The following is a 26,896-nucleotide window of genomic DNA, read 5'->3' on the forward strand; positions in this document are numbered from 1 at the left end:
TAGCAGGTCGGAGGGCGTTTTCGCCCTCCGACCTTCTGCTTTCGCCCACCAATCACGATCTGGGCCGACCGTCGCCGCGGGCGTATATTCACACCATGGCCACCGGCCAGAATCACACCCGATCACCGACGCCGACCTCGCGGAACTCATCGCCCGCGTGGACGAGGCCGCTGGCGCCTTCATTCGCGGCGATTTCCGCACGTACCTGGCCCTGCTCGAGCACTCCGACGACTACACGTTGATGCCGCCGGGTGGCGGTCCGACCATTCACGGCTTCGACGGCACACCGGAAGACATCGACGCGACCAGCGCCTTCTTCGGAGGCCCGGGCGAAGCAACCTGGGTCACGGAAGCCACGTACGTGTCGGGCGACATGGTCGTGCTGGTCGGCGTGGAACGCCAAAGCGGAGTGATCGACGGTCGTGAGCGGCAAGACTGGTCGCTGCGCCTCACGCTGGTGTCCGACGTCACGCCGACGGCTGGCAGATCATCCACCGCCACGCAGACGCTCTCGTGCACCCAATACCGTTCGACCACGTCGCAGAACTCGCCCGCGGCCTCGACAGCTGATCTCCGCAGCCGAAACTGACTGTCACACAGATGCTTCCGCGACCGCGGCCAAGCGGTCCAAAGACGCGCTCAACTTCTCCGACGTGGTCGCCCGTGCACGCGGAAGCCTCTTCTCATCGGTGAGCCGAGTCCAGTCGTAGGTGTGGGTCACCAGCACCTGATCGTTGGCGGGTTCGAGTTCCCATCGCCACAGATGTCCGGGAGGCGGACCGCCCGGCTCCGACGGACGCCACGCAATCAGACGGCCCTCGTCGAATTCCTCGACGTGATTCTCCCGGACGGCACCCGTGGTGAGGGTCATCGCGAACACGTCACCCACCGCGCGCACCCGTTGTTCAGGAGCCGCCGTGGCGAGATTGTCATTGCCGTCCCATTCGGGTTGCCGCGCCGGATCGGCGATCAACTCGAAAATCACCGCCGCGGGTGCATGGATGACACGTTGCGCACTCACGATCCGATCGATCATGCTCCGATCCAATCACCCGAGCCGGCCCTGCCGATGGTGAAGCCGACATAGTGCCTGGTAGTGGACCTGTGTATCGCCTGAAGCAATCTCCCCCACAACCACATCCCCGACGGCCACGCGATCACCCGAGCGCACCACCACACCGTCGGCCACGCGGGCATTGTGCGTGGCCGGGCGACCACACCAGCACAGCACGATCGCCTGCATGCGGTGCACCTCGTCGGCGACTTCGATGAGCCGTGCCGACCCCGGGAACAGCCGCGCCTGAAAGTCCGTGAGCAGACCGAACGCGAGCACATCCACCCCCGCCTCGTCGACGAGACGCACCAGGGCCTCCACCTGTGACGGCGTCAGGAACTGCGCCTCGTCGCACACCACGTAGTCGAGTTCGCCTGCCGATCCGTCGTCCATGGCAGCGGCGAACACGTCATCGCCCGGCCCGACGATGACTGCGGTGGCAGTCAGACCGATCCGGCTCGTCACCATTGGCGCACCCGACCGGTCCAGAGTGCTGACCAGAACGCCACGGCGCCCCTGCCGACTCTGGTTGAAGTGCGTCTGCAGGGCAAAGGTCGACTTGCCCGCACCCATCGGGCCATGAAAGAAGACGAGCCGCGCGATCATCGCACGTCACCACACCACGAACTCATCGTCCGATGATGCCGCACCGCGGCAGCGCTTGCGCATGACGCCGAACCGCGCATCGTGGATCTCCCGGACGAGTAGCCTCTGGCGAAAGTGTCGTCGGTCACAACTTGGGGGGTCATGCGATGGTGGCGCGTCGGAGAAGTGTCGTGGTGGCCATGGTGTTGTCGACAGCGTTGGCGCTGACGTGGACCGGCGCACCGACGTCGGAGGCCGCGCCCGCTCGATCGGAGACCACCTACGCCTCCACGTCCGCGGTGTCGTCGGTCGTCGCGACCGTCGTTCGGGTACGCATACCGTTGCCGCCGACCGCCGGAAGGCACCCCGAGGCGTGTGACTGGTTGTCGTACTTGCGTTTCCGATCCTCCGCCGGCCCAGGACGGTCGGCCGACGCCGATCGCATCGTGGTGGCTCAACCGGGGATCTTCGAGGGCGCAGGCGCATTCGAAAGCGTTGCGCGCAACACGGTGGCCGCCGCTGCGCGGGCCGGATCGTCGATCGAGTTCTGGGCCCTCGACCGTCGGTCCAACTGCATGGAAGACCACACCGGCATCGACGCCGCGCTGAAGTCTGGCTCCTTCGAGACCGCAGCCGGCTACTACGTGTCCGGGAAGACCGTCAATGGTCGCCGATTCGCTGGATTCCCCGACTTCCCGGCGAACGGCCCGCAGTACGCGTGGTTGCGGCACCAGGGTGTCGAGCAGACCCTCCGCGACGAATACGACCTTCTCCGCGCCGAACTCCCCGACCAGCGACTCCGCAAGCAGAAGGTGATCTGCGGCGGCCATTCGCTCGGCGGCTTCATCACCGGCTTCTTCGCCGAATGGGACTTCGACGGCGATCGACGGACCACGCAGGACGCCGGGTTCAATCAGTGCGCGGGATACGTCGCGCTCGACACCGGTATCACCTCCGACCTCACCGCACTCACCGGTGGGCTGAATCTTCCCACCAGCGTTCGCATTCCGGACATCCCCGCACCGGTGGGCACCGTGCTCGACGCCGCACTCGGAATCGTCGACACCGCACTGCCGGTGCTGGCGCTGCCCGCGGTCATCAATCCGGAGACGATGAACCTGCTCGCCCTCACCGGCCTCGCCGCCCGACTCGACCCCGACGGCGTCGACGACGTCATCACCCACTTGCCCAAGAACCTCAACGTCGACATGACGCTGCGCACGCTGCTGGCCAAGGACTACCCGATGTTCCTCACCGGCCAACCCGACATCCACACCCTGCACGCCACCAACACCGCTGTCCTCGGCGCCATCCTCGACGACAACTCACAACCCTTCGGCTTCCTGCAGACCAGTGTCGGGTTCATCGGCTCCGGTCCGGTCGTCCCCAAGTCATTCCCCTTGCCGGACGCCGTGGCGAAGCGGATTCCCCTGTCGCTCACTTCTTTCGGCGACGCACCGAAGTATGCACCGAGCGGGTTCGCGCCCGACATCGTCTATACCTGGCGCGACTACGACCAGATCGATCCATCCCTGTACCGATACACGACGCCCAGCAACGAGGTCACCTCGATCCACGAACTCGCGCGTAACCTGTCCGAACCGCCGCTCGACTTCACCGAGTGGTACTTCCCCACCGCGCTGCCTGCCGAACTGTCGAACCGCAACGGCGGCGCGGCGGCTCGTCACCGGTTCTATCCCGGCGCCGCCAATCGCGCACCGATGGTGACGTTCATCGCCGCGGGCGGTGTGCAACCCACCCCGGCGGCCAATCCGCGTGGCATCGTCGTCCGCTTGCCCGGCTACAACCACATCGACGTCCTGACCGCTGCCGCGCGCCAGAACAACGGCCGCCCGGAACAGGTGTCGACGCGGCTGGCCGCCTTCGCGATCAACGTGCGCTGAGTCAGTTGCCGCGCGCCATCGCGATCATGCCCTTCAGGTCGAGGCCCGCCTTGGTGCCGCCATCCACCAGGATGTCGGTGCCGGTGAGATACCCGGGTTTCGTGCTCGCCACGAAGGCGAGGATCTCCGCGACCTCGTCGGGTTTACCGAATCGCTTGAGCGCCGCGTAGTCGAGGAGCTTGGCCGACCCGCTCTTCTCTTCCAGCCTGCCCATCGCGGTGTCGAAGCTGCCCGGCGACACCGACACGATGCGTGCACCTTTCGCACCGAAGTCGGCGGCCATCTCGCGGGTGTACCAGATCACGAAGGCCTTGCTGGTGCTGTACGCGGCACCAGCGCGCGCGGAGGCAGGCAAGACTCGGGTGCTACCCACCAACTTGCGTTCCATCGCGCCAACGTCCTTGCGTGCCAACCGGAATGCGCGGGTGGGCTGGAGAAGCCGCGGACTCATATGGCCGGCGATCGACGCGACGTTCACGATCGCGTCGCCTTCGCCCGCGACCCGAAGATAGGACTCGACGACGTTGACCGTACCCACCGCGTTGATTCGCGCGATGAACCTGGCGTCGCCCATCTGTGGACTCACCCCCGCGGTGTGGATCAATGCGCGGACGTGACCACCCCGCTCGGCATCGTCGATCAGCGCATCGACCGAGGCACGGTCGGTGATGTCGCACACTGTGCCCGACGCCTCGATACCGGCAGCGGTCAACTCGTCCACGGCGCGATCGAGTCGGCCGCCGTCGACGTCGGCGAGCACGATCCGGTGATCGACGCCGATGATCCTTGCGGTCGCCAATCCCATGCCGCCGGTTCCCCCGGTGATGATCGCCGTCTGCTGCATGCTCGCTCCGTTTCACTCGATCAGATACCCGCCGCCACCGTCATCCTGCCCGACTGTGCGGCTCTGGTCTTCCCCGTTTTCGGCCAATTCGCCCCGCCATCTCGTTACCTTGGCGTAACTTCAGGTCAAATGACCTAAACATGTCGCCGGTAGTTTCGTTTCGTGATCACGACGCAGGGGTGCGTCGACGAACGGGGGTTTCATGAGTAGCAATGTGTCGCGCCGCCAGTTCCTTGCCGGCAGCGCTGCGGTAGCGGGGACCACGGCGGGAGTGCTCGCGCTCGGGCATCACCCGGCCAACGCGGCACCCCGCGACGGCGTGGTCGACGCGATCGTCGTCGGTGCCGGCCTCTCGGGCCTGGCCGCAGCCAAGACACTCAGCGAGGGCGGCGCGTCGGTCGTCGTCCTGGAGGCACGCGATCGGCCGGGCGGCCGCGTCCACAACATCAAGTCGCCTCGACTCGGCGCCACGCTCGACGCAGGTGCGGAATTCATCGGACCGACGCAGAACCACATCGCCGCCCTCGCGCGCGAGTACGACGTCCGCACCCTGCGCACCTACAACGTCGGCGACAGCATCTTCTTCAATGACGGACGCGCACAACGCATGTCCGCAGCGGTGCCGCTTCCCCTCGTTCCGGACATCGGGGAGGCAGGGCCGGCACTCGCGCGGGCGTCGGCCGATGCCCTGGCCGGATTCCCGGTCGGCGAACCGTGGAAACACCCGAACGCCCGCCACCTCGATTCGCTCACCTGGAAGCAGTACACCGACCAGATGGTCAGCACGCAGACCGCTCGCGACCTGATGCAGGTCGCGATGTCGGCGCCGCTGTCCGTCCGTCCCGACGAGGTCTCGGCTCTGTACTTCCTCAACTACATCGCGGCCTCCGGCGACGAGAACAATCCCGGCACCCTGATTCGCCTCCTGAGCACCGATGGCGGCGCGCAGGAGAAACTCTTCGAGGGTGGTGCCGCGCTCATCCCGTTGCGCATGGCCAAGGCACTCGGTCGTCGCATGGTCTACAACGCACCGGTCCGCACGATCGCGACCTCGGGCGGCATCGCGACCGTCACCAGCGACGCGGGCACCTTCCGCGGACGGAAGGTCATCGTCGCGATGTCGCCGGCCATCAGCGACCAGATCGATTACCGCCCAGGTCTTCCCGCGTCCCGCGTGGGATTGACACGCGGCTACCACATGGGTGCGGTGAGCAAGTTCGCGGCGCTGTATCGGCGACCGTTCTGGCGCGAGAAGGGCCTGTCCGGCCAGGTATATGGCGACGGCCGACCGATCGACGTCACGTTCGAGAGCTATGCCGAGGACCGGCACATCCTCATGGGGTTCATCTCCGCGGATGCGATGCGTCGCCTCGACCGTGCACCCGCGCACCAGATCGTACGCGAGTGCATCGGGAACTTCGTCGACTACTTCGGTCCGGAGGCACGCGACTTCATCGACTACGGCATCTTCAAATGGGATCTCGAGCCCTGGTCTCGTGGTGGTCCGGTCGCGGTGAGTTCACCGGGTACCCTCACCCGATTCGGGCCGGCGCTGCGCGCTCCGGTGGGCCCCATCCACTGGGCAGGGACCGAGACCGCCGACTATTGGACCGGATACATGGACGGTGCCGTTCGTTCCGGCAAGCGCGCGGCCCGCGAAGTTCTCGGGGCCCTGTGACCGGAGGACACCAGCAATGAGAATGCCCGTCGAGACCCGACGAGAACTGTTGCTGGACTCTGCCTTTCACGTCATCGCTCGTAACGGCGTCGACGGCGCAACGACGCGTGCAATCTGCGCCGAAGCGGGTGTCACGCTCTCCACCTTCCACTACGTCTTCGACTCGCGCGAGGCATTGCTCGCCGCGCTCGTGCACCGCGGCATCGAGATGGAACTCGAGGCGATGGCATCTGCACTCGGGCAGGGCGCAACCGTCGGGTCGCGTGGGCGACGCGGCGTCGGGCTGATGTTGAGTGGCGCGCTAACGGCCTATATCGACGGTGTGGAAGCCGATCCCGATCGCGAGCAGGCGATGATCGCGCTCAATCAGTACGCGCGCCAGACCGACGGCCTTCGTGCGTTCGGGGCCCAGATGTATCACTCGTACTACGACGCCATCGCGAACGGCCTCGCGGCGGCCGCAGCAATGGCGGGCGTGACGTGGGACCGTCCGGTACGCGAGCTCTCCCCACTGGTGGTTGCCGCCACGGACGGAATCACGCTCGCCTACCTCAACATTCGCGACCGTTCGGTCTGCGACACGATCGCAATGGCGACCACATCACTGTTGATGACACACATCGTCGACGAGGTCGACTCAGGGGGAGATCTACATGGACATCAGCCGTAGAAAACTACTTCAGACCACAGCTGCGTCCGCAGTCGGGGGCGGTGTCGCGCTGGCCGTGGGAACCACAGTCAGCGCGACACCGAGCGGGGCCACACCCGCTCGCGAGGACAGCACGAACTATCTGGTCGGGTGCGGAATCGCCGACATGACCGGCGCCATCGCCGGTCAGGGAATGATGGGCTATTCCGACGCCAATCAGGTCGCCGAGGGGCTGCTCCAACGCTGTTGGGCCCGGGCCTACATCGTCGTCGACCAGTCCACCGGCGAACGCATCGTCTTCCTCACCGCCGACATCGCGTGCCTGTTCCAGTCCCATCACATGGGCCTGATGCCCAAGTTGCGCAAGCGATTCGGCGCGCTGTACACCGAACGAAACGTCAACCTCAATGCGACGCACACCCATGCGTCCTGTGGCGGGACGGCCTGGGACTACGCCTACTCGCTGGCCGCCTACGGGTTCAAGAAGAACTCCTACCAAGCCGAACTCGACGGACTGTTCAACGCGATCGTGCGCGCGCACGAGAACCTCGCGCCCGGCTCCATCGGCCTCGGTCGGTCCGAACTGCACAACGCGAGCGCCAACCGGTCCAAGGTCGCCTTCGACCTCAATCCCCGCGCCGACCGTCGCCACTTCCCGCATGCCATCGACCCCGCCGTCACGGTCCTGCGATTCCGCCAGGGCGCCAAGGACGTCGGAGCGATCACCTGGTTCTCCACCCACGGCACGTCACTGACCGACAAGAATCACTTGATCGCCGGCGACAACAAGGGGTATGCCAGTTATCGCTGGGAGCGCGACGAACCCGGCATCGTCGCAGCGTTCCCACAGACCAACTCGGGCGACATGACGCCCAACCTCAAACTGAGAAAGATGCGTCCGAGCGGGCCCACCGACGACAACCGCCTCAACTGCGCGATCATCGGCGAACGCCAGTATCAAGCGGGCCGTGTCGCGTTCGCCGGAGCGCAGGGTATGCGACGCGGCGGCGTCGATTCGGCGGTGCGCTACGTCGACATGTCGGCAGTCAGCATCAATCCGGCATTCACCCCGGAAGGGCGGCCGGCACGCACCACGCCGGCGATGATGGGCGCCGCCGCTGCCGCGACAAGCACCGAGGACAACTACTACTCGCAGCTGGGATTTCTGAAAGAGGGTGTCACCAATCCGCTCGTGACAGCTTTCGGCGGTGACAAGCACCCACCGATCGCCCCGTGGATGCGCGACATGCAGGCACCCAAGCTGACGCTGTTCCCCCTCGGTCTGCTTCCGCCGTCTCCGTGGATTCCACACGTGGTGCCGCTGCAGATCATGCGCATCGGTGAACTCGTCCTGGTCGCGATTCCCGCCGAGGTGACCATCGTCGCCGGTCTGCGACTACGACGAGTCGTCGCCGACGCTCTGCACGTGGACATCGATGACGTTCTGATCCAAGGCTATTCGAATGCCTACACCCAGTACGTGACCACGCCGGAGGAGTACGACGCCCAGCAGTACGAGGGCGGCGAAACCCAGTACGGCCGGTGGACCCTGTCGGCCTACATGCAAGAGTTCGCCCGTCTCGCCGCGGCCATGGCGTCCGGCCGCACCCTGGGCCGCGGACCCGCGCCGCTGGACAAGGCGGGACTGCAGCCCGACCTTCTGCCTGCGGTACCGCCGGATCGTCCGATTCCCGGACACCGCTACGGCGACGTTCTCACGCAGCCCCGAAATCGATACCGGCCAGGCCAATTGGTGTCGGCCGAGTTCGTCGGAGCTCATCCCAACAACGATTTCCGGCATGGCCGAACATATCTCGAGATCCAACGGCGCGACGGTCTGCGCTGGCAGGTCGTCGCCGACGACAACGACTGGTCCACCGAATTCCATTGGTCGAGGCCGGCGGGCTCGTCGGACACCTCCAAGGTGCGTATCACCTGGAAGAGCCCGGCCGAGGTTTCGGGAACCTACCGCGTGCGCTACTTCGGAAACAGCAAAGACGCGCAGGGAAAGATCCACGAATTCAGTGGCGTGTCAAGAGAGTTCCGCGTCGGCTGACCACCGCATCCCGTTGAGCGTGCGTCCCAAATCGTTGACTGGGCATTTCGACGCACGGTCAACGAATTTCGACGCACGGTCAACGAGGTGGAGATCAGTACACGCGCGCCCGCATGAGCGACACGTTGTACTGCGCCCATGTCGACATGGTGAAGTACAGATCGTTGCCGCGCGACCACGGGTGCAGGAATCCGCCGTAGAGCTGGGCGTAGCGCTGGGAATGCACCAGCTCTGTCGGCTCCGACCACAGCCCCTGCGGCGCACGCGCCTTGCGCAGGACTATGGAGCCGCGAAGCGCGTCGAGGTAGCTCAGCTGCCACCGCTGGGTCTCGTCGTCGAAGCGTGCCGACAACTCACCGGCGACACCGAAGAACAGCACCGACGCGACGTTCCCGTTGCGGGCGGGCACCCAGCGGCCGTCGCGCCAATACTGGTATGCGGTCTTGTTCAGAACGTCCGACTTGAGCACCCGCGCGAGACCGACCGATCCGATCCGCGAGTTGGGCGTGCCGAACATGTAGACGTAGTCGCCGTGCGGAACCATCGAGGAGACCTGGAACTGGCTTGTCCCGAAGATGTTGTCCCACCGCGCATATCGATCCTTGACCCAGGTGGACCCGCCATCGTCGGAGTAGGCCAGCCCGCCGTAGTTGGTGAGCCACACCCCGGGAAGCGGTGCCCACCACCGCACCGACATGTAACTCATGTACTGGCGGTCACCGATGGCGAACCCGGACGTGGGGATCGTCGTCATCTCGTAGTAGTTGATGTGGCGCGAATCGAGCACCTGTACGGCATGGCATCGGCTGTCCTGCACCATCGTGTCGATCGACATACCGTCGGCGAGATGGGTGTCGGAGGAGAATCCGAGCACGTTGCTCCGCCAGTCTCCGCCGTTCGCGCCCGGCGGCTTGAAGCCCTTGCCGAACGTGTCGCCGAACACGATCGCGACCTGCCCCGGCTTGGACTCCCACATGATGCCGAGATCGGTGCCCTGGATCTGCCAGCGCTTGTCCGTGCGACTCGTCGAGCCCTTGCCGGTGAGCGTGGAGACGAAATTCACCCGTGTCACCCGCGGCGGGGTCGGTTTCGGGGCCACCGGTCCGGCTTCGAATCCGGGCGCCTTGGCCGGTGGTGGTGGCGGGAAGGTCGGCGGATTCGGGTTGGGTACGGGAATCGGGATGTTGATCGGGCGCGGGTCGAGCGTGATCTTCGGGAACTCGATACTCAGCGCCGGCCCATTGGGCTTGGGCTTCTTCGGATCGGTGATGTCAGGGCACGGATCCGAACACGGATCGTGCGGCGGCAGCTGCGAGGGAATCCGCACCGGCTTCACCTGCGGCGCCGGCTCCGGGACCGGGAGAATCCGCGGGTACGGAAGCGGTATACCGATGCGGTCGGGCAGTTTGGGGATGAGGCTGCGCGGATCGAACGGACCACCCTTGGGCTTGGGCGGCAGATCGTTCTCACATCCGGAGCTCGGTAGTTGCCGTTCGGGTGCGCCCGACGCCTGGCTTGCACCGACCACCGACGCCGTACCCGCGACCAGCATCGCGGCGCAGATCGGCGCAAGACCGCGGTACACCCAATCGCCGGCCATCGGTCCCCTCCTCGTGATCGCGCACCGCACGCGATCACGAGGAATCTATCATCGCAGCCGCTCAGAGCGTGCGAGCGATGATCTCCTTCATGATCTCGTTGGTACCGGCGTAGATCTTCTGCACGCGGCCGTCGGCCCACATGCGAGAGATCGGGTATTCGTTCATGTAGCCGTATCCACCGAACAGCTGAAGACACTCGTCGGCCACCACCATCGCCCGGTCGCTGGTCCACCACTTCGCCATCGCGACGGTCGGGATGTCGAGCTTGCCCTCGAGGTGCTTGGTGATGCAGTCGTCGACGAACACACGTGCAATGCGGGTCTCGGTAGCTGCCTCGGCAAGTTTGAACTTGGTGTTCTGGAACCCGAAGATGGGGCGACCGAACGCGGTGCGCTCCTTGGTGTAGGTGATCGTCTGGGCAACTGCGGTTTCCATGCCGGCGACGGAGGCGACCGCGATGATGAGCCGTTCCTGCGGGAGTTGCTGCATCAGCTGGACGAATCCCTGGCCCTCCTGCCCATCGGCGGACAACAGGTTCGACACCGGCACCCGCACACCGTCGAAGAAGAGTTCCGAGGTGTCCTGCCCGCGCTGCCCCACCTTGTCGAGCACGCGGCCACGCCGGAATCCCTCACGGTCGGCTTCGACGAGGACCAGCGAGATCCCCTTCGCGCCCTCGGCGGTGTCGGTCTTGGCCACGACGATGATGAGGTCGGCCTGTCCCCCGTTGGTGATGAACGTCTTGGAGCCGTCGATCACGTACTCGTCGCCCTGACGGATCGCCTTGGTCTTGACGTTCTGCAGGTCCGACCCGGTGCCGGGCTCGGTCATCGCAATCGCACCGACCACCTCGCCGCTGGCCATCTTCGGCAGCCAGGTCTTCTTCTGCTCTTCGGTGCCGTATGCGAGCAGGTAGTGCGCGATGATCCCGTTGTGCAGGCTTCCGCCCCACGATGAATCGACGATCCGGGCCTGCTCCTCGATCAACACCGCCTCGTGCGCGAAGGTCCCGCCGCCACCGCCGTACTCCTCGGGGATCGACATACAGAGCAGCCCGAGTTCGCCTGCCTTGTTCCACAGGTCCCGGTCGACGTGATGCTGCTCGATGAACTTCTCGATGTTCGGCTTGATCTCCTTCTCGCAGAAGCTGCGGGCAAGATCACGCAGAGCAGTCAGGTCGTCGGTTTCCCAGGAAGAGCGATCAGCCATGGTTGTACACCCTCATCGTCGGCGTTATTGTCAGCCGCGATCGTAACAGTGATGAGTGGCAGAGTTGCACCGGGCGCCGGGAGCGGGCCGACCCACCCGCCGACGACAGAGACCTCACCTGCAGTCACGGACCGTCGGCAATCCCGACGGTCTCTGACCAGAAGTGAGGTCTCTGTGTGGAGAAATCAGCCGTTGGCGTTACCGGCCTTCCATTCGGCCCACTTGATGTTCCAGTCACCCAGGCCATCCGTCCCGGGCAGGGTGCCGCCGGTGGTGTTCTTCACCAGCACCGGATCACCCTTGAGGGTGTTGTTCATGATCCACAGTGCGTTGTCGGGGCTCAGATTGAGGCAGCCGTGGCTGGTGTTGGTATTGCCCTGCGCCCACACCGACCACGGAGCCGAGTGGAAGAAGATGCCGCTGTAGGACATCCGGGTCGCGTAGTCCACGGGCGTGCGATAGCCGTTCGACGAGTTCACCGGCACACCGTAGGTGGACGAATCCATGATGATGTTGTCGTGCTTGTCGGCGACCAGATACCAGCCGTTGTCGGTCTCGTCGCCGGGCTTACCCATCGAGGTGGGCATCGTCTTGACGACCCGACCGTCGCGCCTGACGACGACCTGCTTGTTGTTGTCGTCGGCGGTGATGATCATCGACCGGCCGATGGTGAACTGACGCTTGACGTTCTGCTGCCCGAACAGTCCGTTGCCGAGGTCGATGCCCTCGGTGTTCACCGCGACCGTCACCTTGGTGCCCGGCTTCCAGAAGTGCTGCGGACGCCAGCGAACCTCGGTGTCGCTGATCCAGTAGAACGCGCCGTCGACGGGCGGATTTGCGGTGACCTTGATGGCACGCTGCGCGGCCATCCGGTCCGGGATCGGCTCGTCGAACTTCACGGAGACCGGCTGACCGATGCCGACCACCCGATCCTCTGCGGTCGGCGTCACGTATGCCTGCGTCAGGTTGCTCGGTGCGCTGGTCGTGAAGGACACCTGCTTGGTGCTGGCGCCGCCCACGCCGGTCGCGTTGGCCTGCAGGGTGTAGGTCCGGTTGAAGCCGAGCACCTCGCCACTGACCCACTCGGTGCGATCCGCGCTGAACTCGCCACGCACCGGCTGGCCGTTGGACTTCTTGATGACCACATTCGTCAGCGTGCCCTCGCTGGAGCGAACGGTGATCGGTGCGCCCGGCTGGATGCCCACGGACTTGTCACCGAGCGGCTTGTCGGCAATCCCGCTGAATGCCAGCCCGGGTACGAGCATGTCCCCGAGCAGACTCGAGCTCGACACGTCGTCGGAGTATGAGGCGTCCTTGGTTGTGCATGACGTCAACAGGGCCACCACTGCGAGCAGCACTCCACTGACCACCAGCGACGTCCGCCGGCTTCGACCGATCCCCATCGTTTACCAACCTGTCTCTACCGACCCGGTGCCCACCCGGAGTCGCCCTGCCAACTGACAAAAACGGCCACCAGCGCCGCTCTCGCACCGATTGTACGAGAAACCCCGGACATCCGAATTGTCCGAGTCGGCCATTCGTCCGATGCGCCGTGTGGGGTACGGCACAGACGCGACAAGACGCCCCGAAATCTTGGGGCGTCTTGTCATGGAGTGCGCCATCAGGGACTCGAACCCCGAACCCGCTGATTAAGAGTCAGCTGCTCTGCCAATTGAGCTAATGGCGCGTGCCGTTGCGAGATGGAACCTTACATGCCCGCGTCGCAGAAGTGAAATCGCCTGCTACGACCGGTCAGCTCGCGTTCCCGCGTTTCCACACCGACCACGGGACGTTCCAGTCACCGAGTCCGTCGTCGCCCGGAAGCGGCGGCCCGACAGTGTTTTTCGCGATCACGATGTCACCCCGGAGCGCGTGGTTCAGGAACCATTCGGCGTTGTCGGGACTGACGTTGAGGCATCCGTTGCTGACGTCCGAGTTGCCCTGGTCACCGAGCGACCACGGCGCCGAGTGAACGTAGATGCCGCTGAAGGAGATACGGGTCGCGTCGTAGACCACCTCACGGTAGCCACCCGGCGAACTGACCGGGACACCGTAGGTCGAGGAGTCCATGATCACGCTCGGGTCCCGTTCGGCGACGATGTAGATGCCGTTGTTGGTGGGCGTCGAGTCCTTGCCCATCGAGGTCGGCATCGTCTTGACGACCTTGTTGTTGACGTACACCGTGATGATCTTGGTCTTGTCGTCGGCGATCGCCACAAAGCGCCGGCCTACCTTGAACGAGGTGTTGAGGTCGTTGCTGCCGAACACACCGCCGCCCAGGTCGATTCCCTTGAGCCGTGCCGAGACCCGCACCTTGGTTCCGGGCGCCCAGAAATGCTCCGGCCGCCACCGCAGCATGCTGTCGTTGACCCAGTAGAACGCACCGTCGACAGGTGGGTTGGTGGTCACCGAGATGGCACGCTGCGCGTTGAGTTTGTTGGTCACCGGGGTATCGAAGTTGATCACCACCGGCTGGCCGACGCCGACGTTCTCACCGTCGCCGGTGATCGTGGACACCGATGCGAAGGAATCGGCCGACGCGGTGCTGAATTTCACCTGCCGGGCGCCATCGCCTTCGACGCCTCTGGCAGCCGCGGTCAGCGTGTACCGAGCGCCGTAGTCGAGTGCCTCGTCGGTGACCCAGTCGATGCCGTTGGGCGCGATGCGGCCGTCGACCTTGCCGTTGGGCCCGGAAACCACGACGGAGGTCAGATTGCCGAAGTGTGGCGTGACCGTGATTCGCGCTCCCGGCATCACGCCGACCGCTTCGTCCTTCATCGGACGCTGCCCCCAACCGGTGACCGAGATGGTCGGATGGCCCAAGGTGGACGCGGCCGGCGCATCGGTGATCGCGTCGGAATACGTGGGATCGCTTGAGCATCCAGACAATACGGACACCAGAGCGATGATGGAGGCTGCGGCGGTCGCGCCGCGGACGGAGCGGCGACGACCGGCGCTCAACTGACGACTACCTTGCGGATCACGAGGACGAGCACGAGTGCGCCGACACCGGCGAGCGTGTACTTGACCGCGGGGCGATTGAGAGTGGCCAAGGCGGTGGTCTTGGCGTCGTCGGCCAGCCGCTGAGGACTTGTCCGCTCGGCCAGCGCGTCCAGGGTGCTGGCCAGGTCTTCGCGAGCCTTCGCGATTTCCTGCTCGATACGTTCGGTATCCCCGGCCACGCGGCCCTCCCGGCAGTGTCTCGACGTCCATGACTGTGGCCGTCGGCGCCGGACAACCCGGCCGCACGAACGACAACGCTTAGATGCTACGGCATCGATCGGCGCGTTGCGCTCGCCCGTGCCGTGTAATCCCCCGTCGCTACGCTCGCCCCGTGCAATCCCCCGTCGCTACGCTCGCCCCGTGCAATCCCCCGTCGCTACGCTCGCCCCGTGCAATCCCCCGTCGCTACGCTCGCCCCGTGTGGCGCTGGTCATCGACTAGCCTGGCCTCATGTCTGCTAGCACCCAAACGGGGAACAACCGGCTGGCCGTGGGCGACAAGGCACCGGCATTCACCTTGCCCGACGCGCAAGAGTCGCCGGTCTCCCTCTCCGACTACGCCGGTCGCAAGGTCATCGTGTACTTCTATCCCGCCGCGTCGACGCCGGGGTGCACCAAGCAGGCGTGTGATTTTCGCGACAACCTCGCCGAACTGGAGGGTTCCGGCATCGCCGTCATCGGCATCTCCCCCGACAAGCCAACGAAACTGCAGAAATTCGTCGACGCCGAGGGTCTGACCTTCCCGTTGCTGAGCGACCCGGACAAGAAGGTCCTCGCCGAGTGGGGCGCGTTCGGCGAGAAGAAGATGTACGGCAAGACAGTCACCGGTGTGATCCGTTCGACCTTCCTGGTCGACGAGGACGGCATCATCGCGCTGGCCCAGTACAACGTTCGGGCAACCGGCCACGTCGCAAAACTCCGGCGCGATCTGTCGGTGTAGACGGCCCCGACATGTCCGAGTTGTCCGCCTCCAAGGTCTCTCGCAAGAGGTCTGTTCACCGAGAGTCCGGACTCAGGGAAATGCCGCAGCCACTAACGCCCCGCAAGCGGCCCACGCAGGAACGCAGCAAACGCAAGTTCGAGGCGATGCTGGTGGCCGCCCGAGATCTACTCATCGACGTGGGTTTCGAATCGCTCACCTGCGAGGAGATCGCGACGCGCGCCGAGGTTCCGATCGGCACTCTCTATCAGTACTTCGCGAACAAGTACGTGATCGTGTGCGAGCTCGACCGGCAGGACACCGTCGACGTGCGTGAGGAGCTGACCGCCTTCTCCACCGAAGTGCCCTCACTCGAGTGGCCGAGTCTGCTGGAGAAGTTCCTCGACCACCTCGCCGCCCTCTGGCGGACCGATCCGTCGCGTCGCGCCGTGTGGCTCGCCGTGCAATCCACTCCGGCCACCCGGGCAACCGCCTCGCTGAACGAACGTGTCCTCGCCGAGCAAGTGGCACGCATCATCGCCCCACTCACCCCGTCGCAGCGCGAACGCCGCGAAATGATGTCGCAGGTTCTGGTGCACACCGCCTATTCGCTGCTCAGCTTCTCGGTCCAAGACGGTCACGACCACGACGAGACGGTCGCCGAACTCAAGCGCATGCTCGCCGGCTACCTCTTACTCGAGGAATCCACCAGCGACGCTTGATGTTCGACGCGAAGTAACCCCGTCGGATATCTCTACGCCTCAACCCGACCACGTGCACTGTGCACGTGGCCAGCCTCCCAGGTACAGATTTCCGCAGGTCGCCGCGGTGGTCACCCAGTTCGTCGGATCAGCGATCCACCCGTCGCCCGCGGCGGCGCTCATGGAAGCGGGAAGAACGTGGCCACCCATGCGGCTGGGAGCTTCCGCGTGCCAACACCGCGACAACCGGTGCCGAGTTGGAGAACGCGAGTGCTGCAGCACTCGCGTTCTCCAACTCAACTCGAGTTCTCGCCGCTCGACCACGGGCGTGACCAGACACAAGCCCAAGCCGCACCCGACCCGCTCGGTGATGCGCCCTGGGTGCCCTCAGGCCACACCCTGTGCCGAATCGGCTCACCTGTGTGCTGCAGCACACAGATTCTCCAACAGGACACAGAGTGTCCCGGAGCGCCTCCGCTGCATGCTGCATTCCCCAGTTCAGCGCGGTGGTCACCTAACTCTTCGAGTCAGCGACGCACCCGCCGCCTGCGGCGGCGATCGTGGAGGCGGGAAGAGGGCTATGGAGCGCGACGCGGCGACGATGATCCACGAAAAATAGGGGAAGAAACTCGTCCCCTACCCCTGGAGTCCTCCCCGCGAATTTTCTCGCGGACGACTCAACAAGCAGGGGCAGAAAGTAGGGGAAGAACCTTCCCCTACTTTCAGTGGTCCGGTGGCTCGCTGACGTGGCCCGTTCGCCTGCCCTTCGAGGCATCCCTCGGCCGGCGCCTCGGGCACCTCAGAGAGCGGTGGGGTGGTGCACGCTTACGCGCAGGTCAGAGCGCTAGTCACCGAACTCTTCGGATCAGTTGCCCTCGAGGATCGCCACCGCGGCGGCGGTGTCGCCGTCGTGGGTCAACGACACGTGCACAGTGGCTTCGGCCAACAGTTCGCCGATCTCGCCGCCGAGGCGGATCGCCGGCCGTCCCCAGTTGTCGGTGACCACCTCGATGTCGCTATGCCGGATGAGCGGCAACAGCGGCGAGCGCGAGAAGCGGCTCACCGACCACGCCTTCACGACGGCCTCCTTGGCCGCCCACCGGGCCGCGAGATGGCGTGCATCGTCACCGGTTCCGGCGGAGGAGTCCCGACGCTCACCGACCGTGAACCGGTCGGCGAACGTCGTGCCGGGCTGTTTCAGTTGCTCGCCGAACTCCGGGATCGACACGATGTCGATCCCGACTCCCAACACGCTCACCGGACGTTGCCGTAGGTGTCGGCCGCGTCGAGGCGGACTGCCGGATCGAGCAGCAGGCCGGCCTCGGCGTCGTGCTCGTCGTCAGCCTCGTCGAACCGGCGGTTGGCAGGCCGACGATAAGCCGGCTCTCCCCCACACATCGACTCCAGGAAGCGCTGGTTGCCCAGGCGGAGCCGGTCGGCGGCACGGCGGCGGTACTCGTCGCGGTCGGCCTCGTCGAGGGTGGCGACAAACGCCTCCGGATGCACGACGGCGATGAGACCCGACACGTGACCGAAGCCGAGGCTGGTCAGCAGACCGGCCTTGAGCGGGAACCGCTCACCGAGGTGCAGCGTCTCACGCGCCCACACCAGGTGCGGGTACTCCTGCATCTTGTCGTCGACGCAATCGAGGCTGCGGTTCGGCGGGATGACGCCGTCGCGGAGCACCTGGCACAGGCCGATCAGCTGGAAGGCCGCGGCGCCGCCCTTGGCGTGACCGGTCAGCGACTTCTGCGACACCACGAACAGCGGTGCCCCATCACCCCGACCGATCGCCTCGGCCAGCCGCTCGTGCAGCTCGGACTCGTTGGGATCGTTTGCCCGCGTGGATGTGTCGTGCTTGGACACCACCGCGACGTCGTCGGCGCTGACGCCCAGCGAATTCAGCGCGTTGGCCAAGGGCGAGCTCTGCGCGCCACGAGCGGCACCCAGCGCACCGAGACCCGGTGCCGGGATGGAGGTGTGGACACCGTCGCCGAAGCTCTGGGCCCAGGCCACCACACCGAGGACCGGCAGGCCCATCTGTGCGGCCACGTCGCCACGAGCCAGCAGAATCGTTCCGCCACCGGCGGATTCGACGAAGCCGCCGCGTCGGCGATCGTTGGCCCGGGAGAACCGGCGATCGTCGATCCCGCGCGCCGACATCTTGGCCGACTCCGCGGTTGCGGACATGTCGCCGAATCCGACGATCCCCTCGATGCCGAGATCGTCGAAGCCACCGGCGACCGCGAACAGCGCCTTGCCCAGACGGATCTTGTCGGTGCCCTCCTCGACCGACACCGCCGCGGTCGCACAAGCGGCGACCGGGTGGATCATCGCGCCGTAGCTACCGACATACGACTGGACGACATGCGCCGCAACGATATTCGGCAGGGCTTCCTGCAGGATGTCGTTGGCCTTCGCCTCACCGAGCAAGGTGTTGATGTACAGCTCGCGCATGGAGGTCATGCCGCCCATGCCGGTGCCCTGCGTGTTGGCCACGAGACCGGGGTGCACCCAGCGCATCAGTTCACTCGGCGTGAAGCCCGACGACAGGAAGGCGTCGACCGTCGCCACCAGATTCCACAGCGCGACCCGGTCGATGGATTCCGCCATGTCCGGCGTCACGCCCCAGCGGGTGGGGTCGAAGCCGGTCGGGATCTGACCGCCGACCGTGCGGCTGAGCGCGAACTGACGGGGAACGCGGATCTCGGTGCCGGCCAGGCGGGTGACCTGCCAGTCGCCCGAGTCGGCGTTCTGCGCCACTCGCGTCTTCTCGGGATTCGCCGACGCGAACGCACGCGCCTCGGCCTCCGAGTTCACCGTGAAGGTCAGGTCCTCGTCGAGGAACACCGAGGTCAGCAGCGGCGAGGTGTTGTCGACCATCGCGCCCTCGTCGGCGTAGCGACGGATGCCGCAACGGGCGACGACCTCGTCGTGGTAGCGCTCGGCGATCTCGCTCTCCGGCACCGGGTCACCCGACTCGGTGTCGTACCAACCCGGCTTGGGTGCGGTGTCCCAGTGCACCAGCCCGGTGTTCCAGGCGAGCTCGAGAACGCCTGCCGCCGAGAGCTTCTCGTCGACCTCCATCTCGAAGCGGGTGCGTGCCGAACCGTACGGTCCGAGCTCACCCGCACCGACGATGACAACCAGATCCTCCGGTCGCGCATCCAGCGTCGGCCACTGCGGCCGCATACCCTCTGGCGCACGTGCGGGTGCCGGTAGCGCAGCCACGGTCACGACCTCGTCGGCGTCGGCCTCCTCGTCGGTGTCCGCGGCGTCGGCCGCGACCGCGGCCAGCGCCTTGAGATCGATCGTCGCCGGGTCCAGGCCGCCGGTGAAGTCGGCCAGGATCGCAGCCGACCGCGCCTGCTCCTTCTTCTCCGGAGTGCACAGGCCGAGCAACTCGCCGGCCATCTCCTCGGTGCTCCAGGTGCGCACACCTGCTGCTTCGACTGCGGTGACCATCCCGTCGTTGTGTCCCATCAGACCGGTGCCGCGCACCCACCCGATGAGGGCGTGCGCGAGCGTGGTCTTGGCGCCCCACGACTCTTCGGCCGACCAGCGCTGCACCAGAGCGTCGAGCGCGGCCTTGGACTCGCCGTACGCGCCGTCACCGCCGAACATGCCGCGGTTGGGCGAACCCGGGAGCACGACGTGCAGTCGGGCGGCGATGTCGTGGTCGGAGTGCAGATCGCTCAGTCCGGCGATCATCCGCTCGACCGACCAGAGCAGGACCTTCATCTCCAGTTCGGCCCGGCCACCGGCGTCGGTCAGATCACCGGCGACCCGAGGTGCCGCGAACGGGAAGAGCAGCGTCGGCTTCATCGCCGGCTTCACCACTGCCGTTGTGCCGCCGAGGTTCTCGGTCTGCTCGGCACCGATCCACTCGACGAGGTCGTCGACGTCGGTGTAGGACGCCATGTTCGCCGGGGCGACCCACAGCGCCGCGCCACAGCGAGCGTTCTCCCGGTAGAGCTTCTTGTAGAAGCCGAGCCGGTCAGAGTCCAGCCGCGAGGTGGTGGCGATCACCGTCGCACCACCGGCGAGCAGACCCGCGACCACACCGGCCGCGATCGAGTTCTTGGACGCACCGGTCACCACCGCGAGTTCACCCGCGAAGGCTCCGACGCCCGAGCTCTCGGCGGCCGTGGCGATCGCCTCGAAGGTCCGTGCGTGCACGCCGTTGCCGTTGGCCAGCGCCTTGCCCTGCCACCAGGTGGCATGCTGCGCGACCGTGTGGCCCGCGCCTTCGAACCGATTGACGACTCGCTCGAAATCGACGTCGAGGTCCAGCTCGTCGGTGAGCCAGATCCGAACCAGATCCTCTCGGCTGGTGGCCCAACGATCGTCGACGAGAACAACTTTCGCCTCGTCGAAGGCCGGCGCGACGGTGCGCGCCCAATCCGAGCCGAGCTCTGCGCTGACGCGCTGCGCGACCACCGCGTTCTCGTCCTCGACCGCCTCGGCGGTATCGGTCACCTCGGCCAGCCCCAACTTCTCGAGCACCGTGTAGGCGGCCGACGCGAGAGCCCCCGAACGGCCGGTGATCTGCTCGGTGAACTCACCGAGCGCGGCCGCGTCGACCGTTGCACCGCCACCGCTTTCGGCGGCGGGCAGGCTGACCGAGATGCCCTTGGTGGCACCGACCGCGGCAACCGCCCGGTCGATCAGACCGTCCAGTGCATCCGGGCTCGTCAGCGGACCGTCGAGCAGGTTGCCCAGGTCCTCGCCGCGCACGCTGGCACCGTCACGGGTGCCCAGCGCGAGTGCGACGGTGGTGTGCAAGGCCCAACCGGGCCCGAGCTGCCAGGTGTTGGTGACGCGATCGGTGATGTAGTTCTGCCGCTTGCCCACTGGCCCGAGCACCTTGCGGACCTGGTCGGAGACAGCATCGGTCAGCACCGAACCCAGCGGGCGGTAGCCGCGGGCCAGCGTCGACACCGTGGACGAGAGCGCGACCATGTCGGCCTCGGCAGCGCCGTCGATGGCACCGAGTCCGAGTTCGCCACCGATGTCGAGCAGCAACTGGTTGCGGCGCGACGACACTCCGTCACACAGCGCCTCGATGGTGTCGGCCGAACCGATCTGGTCGACGCGCATCTTGGTCCACAGCGCGATCACCGACTTCACCGCGTCGGCGGGGCCGAAGGTGATGTCGTCGGGGCGAGGTCCGCCGGCGGGTGCGGCCGGAGCGGCGGGTGCGGCCGGAGCCGCGGGGGCCGACTCGACCGGGGCGCTCGCCTCGGCTGCAGGCGCCTCGTCGGCGTCGTCCTCGTCGTCGGGCTCCGACCCGGCGTCCTTGGCCAGGATGACGTCGCTGTCGCGTTCGACGTTGACCACCTCGGTGGTTGCCGCGGCATAGTCGTCGAGCTTGAGCGTGTTCGACGCCAGACCGGCCAGCGTCGGGGCGCCCTTGAGACCGATCTCGACAAAGCGCTGCACCGCGAGGCCGCTGCGCTCGGGACCGGCGAACAGCAGTTCCTGGGTTTCGATCCACCGCACCGGGCTGGCGAACTGCCAGGCCAGGAGCTCGATCAACACCACGCGGACAAGCTGACTCGGCTTGTCGGCCCAGCTGTCCCAGTCGGCGAGAACCGCGTCGAGCGGATCCGAGGGAACCAGGGCGGCGATCTCCTCGATGTAGGAGCGATCCAGATTGAACAGGCGCGGAACCAGGTTCGGGATGTAGCGACCGACCAGGATGTCGGGATCGATGTGCTCGGGCAGGAGACCCTCGAGCTTCGAACGGAACTCCGGCACACCCGCACGCAGCACCGTCGAGTGGAACGGGACGTCGATGCCGGGCACCAGGATGAACGAGCGCTTGCCGCCGAATTCGGCACGGCGACGGTCGATCTCGGCCTCGAGATGTTCGAGACCACGGACCGTGCCGGCGATCGCGTACTGCGAGCCCAGCAGATTCAGGTTCACGACCTCGAGGAATTCGCCGATCTCGGCGCCGATGCCCGCGACGAAGTCGGTGACCTCGTCGTCGGCCAGACCGAACTGGCTCGGGCGGATCGCCGCCATCCGATAGTCGCTGCGTCCCAGCTCATCTCGCGGAACCAGATGGTGCATCGCCTCGCCACGCTGGAACACGACCTCCAGGACGGCCTCCAGCGGGAGCACGCCGGCACATGCCGCCAGCGCGTTGTACTCGCCCACCGAGTGGCCGCAGGTGATCGCACCCTCGACGAAGCCACCGGCCTCCTTGAGTTCGGCGATCTGTGCGACACCCAGGGTCGCCATCGCGACCTGCGTGAACTGGGTCAGGTAGAGCACGCCGTCGGGGTGGTTGTAGGTGGTTCCATTGGCCACCAGGGTGGTCGGGTTGTCGCGGACCACCGCGAGGATCGAGAACCCGAGTGCCTGGCGGGTGTGCTTGTCGGCGCGGTCCCAGATCTTGCGGGCCGCCTTCGAGCGGGACCGGGCGTCGAGGCCCATCCCCTTGCTCTGGATGCCCTGACCCGGGAAGGCGTACACGGTCGTCGGCGCGGCCAGCAGACCGGTCGCACTCATGACCAGGTCGTCGCCCACCTTGCAGCTGACCTCCACGACCTCGCGGCCATGGTCGAGGCCGACGCGATCGACCCGGACGGTGATGACGTCACCGGTGCGGACCATGCCCAGGTAGCGCGCAGTCCAGCCGATCAGCGGCCGCGGCGACGGGATCGGATTCTTGGCGTCGGTCGCGGTGACGACCTGCTGTGCAGCCGCCGACAGCCACATGCCGTGCACGATCGGCTCGCCGAGGCCGGCCAGCTTGGCGGCCGAGGCGTCGGTGTGGATCGGGTTACGGTCGCCCGACACCACGGCAAAGCCGTGCATCCGGGCAGGTGCGGTGATCTTGGCCTGCCGCAACAGCTTCCGCGTCGCCGACTGCTCGTCGGAGAGGGCACCGCCGGCACGCGCGGGATCGGCCAGTTCGTCAGCGCCCAGGCGTCCGCGGATGGCGAAGCGCTCCTCGAGGGTCGCGATCGGACCGGCCGGGCCCGCGACATTCACCGACACCTCGACAACGCGGCCGACCTCGGTGTCGTGCACGGCGCCGGTACGCGCGGTGATCGTCAGTTCGGCCGGTTCGGCCGGGATTGCTCCGATGAGCGCAACGGCGTGGTCGAGGTGCACCAGGTCGAGCAGCCCCTCGACGACGGGGTCGCCGGATTCGGTACGCGCGGCACCGATCACACTGAAGACGCTGGGCCAGGAGGCGCCGACCAGGGTGTCGGGCACAGCGAAGCCGCCGGGCTCGGTGGGGGTGGTCGGGCGGAGGTTCGCCGGCAGCGAGAAGCCGGTGACAGCCGCGTGGTCGGCGACCGAATCCGGCTGCCAGGCAACGGTGGTCACCGACGCGCCATCGGCGACGTCGGCGAGGCCGCCACCCGCGGCGACGGTGAGGATCTCGCGCATCGCACCGGACGCCTCGTCCAGTCCGACGAGCGGGTTGCCGCCGTCGAGCAGTGCCGGCGAGACATGGAGCGGGATGCGGACGGATGCCTGCGAGATCGGCACCACCAAGTCGAATCGGTTCTCGTCGACTCGCTCGAGGACCGAACCGGAGGGTGCGTGCTCGGCACGATCACCGCTCACCACCGACCAGCTGTCGCGATCCCCCAGCAGCACAACAGGGTTCGGCACGATTCGACCGGCCCAGTCGACGTCGTCGGCCTCGATGACGGCGCTCAGGGAACCGGCGGACTCCACGAGTCCGGCGCGCTTGCGCGCATCCACGCCGACCGGCGATACGCCGATGGCACTCAAATCGGCCACGACCTGCGCCTCGAAGCGGTCGAGCAGTTCGCCGACCGGCTCGTCGACCCGGGTGATACCGGCCACCGCGACCGGGCCGGGGATGATGCAGACGGCGTCGGCGCCGTAGCGGGGATCGTGTGCCTGCCACAGGGAGTCGCTGCGCCACCAACGACGAACGTCCTTGTCGATGACGGGAACGAAGTTCACCGGCTTGCCGGGGGTGCGGCACAGTTCGAGGAAGAACGCCACGTCGGCCGGGTGCAGGATGTCGGTGTCGATCGACGGGTACACACTGCCCAGCGCGTCGATCGCTGCATGCGGATCGTCGGAGGAGGAAGGCTCGGCGAACATCGTCGGGATCTCGCCGGTGTCTTGCGGATTCATCCGCGCCTCGGTGCGCTGCAGCATGTCGATGAACCGCTGCTGCCAGGTGATGTCGGCCCAGGGCAGACGGTCGGCAGACGCGTCGCCGACGGCGAGTTGGGCGTAGCGGTCGAGCCATGCGCGGTAGGTCATGTCGGGCACGTCGCCGAAGTAGGGCTTGGCGGTGTCGACCATCGCGGCGATGATCTCGTCACGTCGCTGCGCGACCGCATCGGCGTCCCCGGCGACCTCGTCGAGCAGCCGGCCGCACTGCGAGGCCGTGTTGTCGACCTCGTGGATGTCGGCACCGAGTTGCGAACGGCCCGAAGCCATTCCAGCGTTCGCGCGGCCGGCACCGATCCAGGCGTCGCAGCCCTCGGTGTCGACGAGCAGCTGCTTGACCTCGGGCGTGGTGGTCGCCTCGAGCGTCGCCATGGCCGCGGTTCCGATCAGGATGCCGTCCATCGGCATCGTCGGATACCCGTAGGCCTTCGACCACTCACCGGTCAGGTATTCGCTGGCCCGCTCCGGGGTTCCGATACCGCCGCCGACACAGACGACGACGTTGGGGCGCGCACGAAGTTCGCCGTAAGTGGCGAGCAGCAGGTCGTCGAGGTCCTCCCACGAGTGGTGGCCGCCCGCGCGTCCACCCTCGATCTGCACGATGACCGGGTGGTGCGGAACTTCGGCGGCGATCCGCACGACCGAGCGGATCTGCTCGACGGTGCCGGGCTTGAACGCCACGAAACGCAGTCCCGCCTCGACGAATTCGTCGACGAGCGCCACGGCGTCCTCGAGTTCGGGGATACCGGCAGAGACGATCACACCGTCGATCGGTGCGCCCTGCGCGCGGGCCTTCTGCACCAGACGCTTGCCGCCGAGCTGCAGTTTCCACAGGTACGGGTCGAGGAACAGCGCGTTGAACTGTGCTTCGCGGCCGGGCTCGAGGAGATCGGTCAGCTTGGCGATGTTGCGGCTGAAGATGTCCTCGGTGACCTGGCCACCACCGGCGAGTTCGGCCCAGTGGCCGGCATTGGCCGCTGCGGCGACGATTGCCGGGTCGACCGTGGTCGGCGTCATGCCCGCCAGCAGCATCGGCGAACGGCCGGTGAGTCGGGTGAACGCGGTCTCGACCACCTTGCGGCCGTCGGGCAGCTCGGCGAGGGTCGGCGCGAAGGAGGTCCAGGGCGCGGCGACCTCGGGAACACCGCCGGGGCTGAACAGGTTGCGCTGGCCGACGCGCAGCGCGGCCGGCACCAGGCCGACGCCCTGCCCGCGCACCAGCGCGGAGGTCAACCGAGTCGCGAGGTCACTGGGACCGAAGTCGAGAATCCAGGCGGCACCGTCGGCCACCACACCGTCGACGGTCGACACCCAGTCCACCGGCTCGACGAGAATGCTCGCGGCATGCCGGGTCGCGAGGTCGCGGTCGATGCCGCATTCGACCGCCCAGTCGCCCACCAGCTCAACGGCGTCGGCCATCCCCGGATGGTGGAAGGCCACCGACACCTGAAGGTGATCGAACTTCGGCGCAAACGGTTCGCCGCCGGTCACCTTGCGCTTGCGCTCGTCGGCTTCCTGCGCGGCGATGCGCTCACACAGCGCGGTGAACGCGGCGAGGTGCCGCGGCGCACCGGACAGCACCACCGCGCTGCGGCTGTTGCGAATCGAGACGACGGGCGCCGTGGACTGCTCGGGCGCAGCCAGTCCGGCGCGATACTCGACCAGGATCTCTTCGATCCGGGCCGGCGAGATGTTGGTGATCGCGAGCATCGGGGTGCCCTCGGTGGCAACGCCGAGGCCGCGGCGTCGAGCGATCAGCGAGCCCGCAGCACCGATGAGCTGCGCGACGGCCAGCAGCAGACCCTCACCGGATTCGGCTCCGCGACCGTTCATGGCGACCGCGTCGACCGCGATGGAACCCTGCGAGTGTCCGACGACGGAACGCGGCGCGATGGCCGCGGTGTCCAGACCCTGCTTCTTCAGTGCCTCGATCGCCGCGATCTGGGTCAGCAGCACGCCCGGACCGGACAGGGTGAAGTCCGCAAGCGCCACCTCCGACGGTGTGGCCTCACCCGCGTCGAGCGCGCGCACCCAGGTCAACGGGTGGAAGCCCTCGGAACGCGCGACGGTGATCTGGTCGGCCACCGGCTCGACGAGACGTTCTGCCGCCTCGACGATCTTGGCGACCCGATGCTCGAGGTCGGCGTCGACAACCAGTTCGGCAAGTGTCGGCAGCCACGGACCTCCCTGACCACCGAAGCTGATGGCGTACGGCTCACCGGCGGACAGCCGGTCGATGAGGGTGGTCGAAGGGCGCTCTGCGGAAGCTGCGCCTTTGGTGCCGGTGCGGAATTGGTCGACGGTCACGAGGTCTCCTCTGTGGTCGGCGGTGATGCGGTCGGGGGTCGGTGTGGGGGTGGTCGAGGGGTTTCCCCGGCTGGACCGACCCACCCGGTTTCGGGCATGCCACGGGCCGTAGCTGCGCCTGGGCAGTGGGAGTTGCTGGTTGGTGGACTATGTGGGCAAACGCGCCCAACTCTGGGCACGAAAGTCCGAACACGCCTGTTGTGCAACAA

General features: G+C 66.7%; 17 protein-coding genes and 1 tRNA gene. 7 read left to right on the plus strand and 11 right to left on the minus strand.

What is annotated here, in order from left to right; translation table 11 throughout:
* Window positions 1-589, plus strand: a 589-nt coding sequence (locus MKW15_RS20840; RefSeq protein WP_240861652.1) for a YybH family protein, incomplete at its 5' end; no start/stop codon positions are given.
* Window positions 590-592: 3 nt separating this feature from the next.
* Here MKW15_RS20840 and MKW15_RS20845 read toward each other — a convergent pair.
* Together MKW15_RS20845 and MKW15_RS20850 are read right to left on the minus strand one after the other, a co-directional pair.
* The gene (locus tag MKW15_RS20845; RefSeq protein WP_240861654.1) at window positions 593-1,036 is read right to left on the minus strand and encodes an SRPBCC family protein; all 444 of its coding nucleotides are present in this window, start codon (window positions 1,034-1,036) and stop codon (window positions 593-595) included.
* Between the two features lie 12 nt (window positions 1,037-1,048).
* Complete coding sequence (locus MKW15_RS20850; RefSeq protein WP_240861656.1) at window positions 1,049-1,660, minus strand: thymidine kinase; 612 nt, start codon at window positions 1,658-1,660, stop codon at window positions 1,049-1,051.
* Between the two features lie 179 nt (window positions 1,661-1,839).
* On the opposite strand from MKW15_RS20850, the gene MKW15_RS20855 reads away from it, so the two are divergent.
* Window positions 1,840-3,543 (plus strand): hypothetical protein, encoded by a 1,704-nt coding sequence (locus MKW15_RS20855; protein ID WP_240861657.1) that lies wholly within the window; start codon window positions 1,840-1,842, stop codon window positions 3,541-3,543.
* A 1-nt stretch (window position 3,544) separates the two neighbouring features.
* On the opposite strand, the gene MKW15_RS20860 is transcribed toward MKW15_RS20855, so the two are convergent.
* Window positions 3,545-4,387, minus strand: a complete 843-nt coding sequence (locus MKW15_RS20860) for an SDR family oxidoreductase (protein WP_240861659.1) — start codon at window positions 4,385-4,387, stop codon at window positions 3,545-3,547.
* A 202-nt stretch (window positions 4,388-4,589) separates the two neighbouring features.
* Here MKW15_RS20860 and MKW15_RS20865 point away from each other — a divergent pair, with 202 nt between their 5' ends.
* The 3 genes from MKW15_RS20865 to MKW15_RS20875 are packed head-to-tail and all read left to right on the plus strand — an operon-like array spanning window position 4,590 to window position 8,770.
* Window positions 4,590-6,065: a flavin monoamine oxidase family protein gene (locus MKW15_RS20865; RefSeq protein ID WP_240861662.1), complete on the plus strand. Its 1,476-nt coding sequence runs from the start codon at window positions 4,590-4,592 to the stop codon at window positions 6,063-6,065.
* 16 nt (window positions 6,066-6,081) lie between these two features.
* Window positions 6,082-6,735 carry a TetR/AcrR family transcriptional regulator gene (locus tag MKW15_RS20870; protein ID WP_240861664.1) on the plus strand — a complete coding sequence of 218 codons (654 nt, stop codon included), beginning with the start codon at window positions 6,082-6,084 and terminating at the stop codon, window positions 6,733-6,735.
* The gene (locus MKW15_RS20875) at window positions 6,719-8,770 is read left to right on the plus strand and encodes a neutral/alkaline ceramidase (protein WP_240861667.1); all 2,052 of its coding nucleotides are present in this window, start codon (window positions 6,719-6,721) and stop codon (window positions 8,768-8,770) included. The genes MKW15_RS20870 and MKW15_RS20875 overlap by 17 nt, the downstream gene beginning before the upstream one ends.
* Window positions 8,771-8,864: 94 nt before the next feature.
* On the opposite strand, the gene MKW15_RS20880 is transcribed toward MKW15_RS20875, so the two are convergent.
* The 6 genes from MKW15_RS20880 to MKW15_RS20905 all read right to left on the minus strand — a co-directional run bounded on the left by MKW15_RS20880 (window position 8,865) and on the right by MKW15_RS20905 (window position 14,762).
* Window positions 8,865-10,370, minus strand: coding sequence for a DUF4185 domain-containing protein (locus MKW15_RS20880; RefSeq protein WP_240861669.1), 1,506 nt, complete (start codon window positions 10,368-10,370; stop codon window positions 8,865-8,867).
* Window positions 10,371-10,431: 61 nt separating this feature from the next.
* Window positions 10,432-11,580 carry an acyl-CoA dehydrogenase family protein gene (locus tag MKW15_RS20885; RefSeq protein ID WP_240861671.1) on the minus strand — a complete coding sequence of 383 codons (1,149 nt, stop codon included), beginning with the start codon at window positions 11,578-11,580 and terminating at the stop codon, window positions 10,432-10,434.
* A 185-nt stretch (window positions 11,581-11,765) separates the two neighbouring features.
* Entirely contained in the window at window positions 11,766-12,983 is a 1,218-nt protein-coding gene (locus MKW15_RS20890; protein ID WP_240861673.1) for a L,D-transpeptidase, read from the minus strand.
* A 211-nt stretch (window positions 12,984-13,194) separates the two neighbouring features.
* Window positions 13,195-13,267: transfer RNA gene (locus tag MKW15_RS20895), tRNA-Lys, on the minus strand.
* Window positions 13,268-13,332: 65 nt separating this feature from the next.
* A complete protein-coding gene (locus tag MKW15_RS20900; RefSeq protein ID WP_374247738.1) occupies window positions 13,333-14,481 on the minus strand; it encodes a L,D-transpeptidase in 1,149 nt (382 codons plus the stop codon).
* A gap of 56 nt (window positions 14,482-14,537) precedes the next feature.
* Entirely contained in the window at window positions 14,538-14,762 is a 225-nt protein-coding gene (locus tag MKW15_RS20905; protein ID WP_240861677.1) for a DUF3618 domain-containing protein, read from the minus strand.
* A 271-nt stretch (window positions 14,763-15,033) separates the two neighbouring features.
* Here MKW15_RS20905 and bcp point away from each other — a divergent pair, with 271 nt between their 5' ends.
* Together bcp and MKW15_RS20915 are read left to right on the plus strand one after the other, a co-directional pair.
* Entirely contained in the window at window positions 15,034-15,522 is a 489-nt protein-coding gene (gene bcp, locus MKW15_RS20910) for a thioredoxin-dependent thiol peroxidase (protein ID WP_240861679.1), read from the plus strand.
* Between the two features lie 80 nt (window positions 15,523-15,602).
* Window positions 15,603-16,223 carry a TetR family transcriptional regulator gene (locus MKW15_RS20915; RefSeq protein WP_240861681.1) on the plus strand — a complete coding sequence of 207 codons (621 nt, stop codon included), beginning with the start codon at window positions 15,603-15,605 and terminating at the stop codon, window positions 16,221-16,223.
* Between the two features lie 844 nt (window positions 16,224-17,067).
* Here MKW15_RS20915 and acpS read toward each other — a convergent pair.
* Both acpS and MKW15_RS20925 read right to left on the minus strand, forming a co-directional pair.
* The gene (acpS, locus tag MKW15_RS20920) at window positions 17,068-17,460 is read right to left on the minus strand and encodes a holo-ACP synthase AcpS (RefSeq protein WP_240861684.1); all 393 of its coding nucleotides are present in this window, start codon (window positions 17,458-17,460) and stop codon (window positions 17,068-17,070) included.
* Window positions 17,457-26,687: a type I polyketide synthase gene (locus tag MKW15_RS20925; RefSeq protein ID WP_240861686.1), complete on the minus strand. Its 9,231-nt coding sequence runs from the start codon at window positions 26,685-26,687 to the stop codon at window positions 17,457-17,459. Before MKW15_RS20925 ends, acpS begins: the two co-directional genes overlap by 4 nt.
* Window positions 26,688-26,896: the final 209 nt, after the last annotated feature.

This window comes from Gordonia gummivorans (assembly GCF_022513585.1).
Taxonomy (GTDB): domain Bacteria; phylum Actinomycetota; class Actinomycetes; order Mycobacteriales; family Mycobacteriaceae; genus Gordonia.

Excerpts from the sequence above, each read along its gene's own strand:
- MKW15_RS20860 (WP_240861659.1), bottom strand. The coding sequence starts at position 4,387 with ATGCAGCAGACGGCGATCATCACCGGGGGAACCGGCGGCATGGGATTG.
- MKW15_RS20875 (WP_240861667.1), top strand. The coding sequence starts at position 6,719 with ATGGACATCAGCCGTAGAAAACTACTTCAGACCACAGCTGCGTCCGCA.
- MKW15_RS20890 (WP_240861673.1), bottom strand. The coding sequence starts at position 12,983 with ATGGGGATCGGTCGAAGCCGGCGGACGTCGCTGGTGGTCAGTGGAGTG.
- MKW15_RS20915 (WP_240861681.1), top strand. The coding sequence starts at position 15,603 with ATGCCGCAGCCACTAACGCCCCGCAAGCGGCCCACGCAGGAACGCAGC.
- MKW15_RS20865 (WP_240861662.1), top strand. The coding sequence starts at position 4,590 with ATGAGTAGCAATGTGTCGCGCCGCCAGTTCCTTGCCGGCAGCGCTGCG.
- bcp (WP_240861679.1), top strand. The coding sequence starts at position 15,034 with ATGTCTGCTAGCACCCAAACGGGGAACAACCGGCTGGCCGTGGGCGAC.
- MKW15_RS20870 (WP_240861664.1), top strand. The coding sequence starts at position 6,082 with ATGAGAATGCCCGTCGAGACCCGACGAGAACTGTTGCTGGACTCTGCC.
- MKW15_RS20880 (WP_240861669.1), bottom strand. The coding sequence starts at position 10,370 with ATGGCCGGCGATTGGGTGTACCGCGGTCTTGCGCCGATCTGCGCCGCG.
- MKW15_RS20885 (WP_240861671.1), bottom strand. The coding sequence starts at position 11,580 with ATGGCTGATCGCTCTTCCTGGGAAACCGACGACCTGACTGCTCTGCGT.
- MKW15_RS20855 (WP_240861657.1), top strand. The coding sequence starts at position 1,840 with ATGGTGTTGTCGACAGCGTTGGCGCTGACGTGGACCGGCGCACCGACG.
- MKW15_RS20845 (WP_240861654.1), bottom strand. The coding sequence starts at position 1,036 with ATGATCGATCGGATCGTGAGTGCGCAACGTGTCATCCATGCACCCGCG.
- MKW15_RS20850 (WP_240861656.1), bottom strand. The coding sequence starts at position 1,660 with ATGATCGCGCGGCTCGTCTTCTTTCATGGCCCGATGGGTGCGGGCAAG.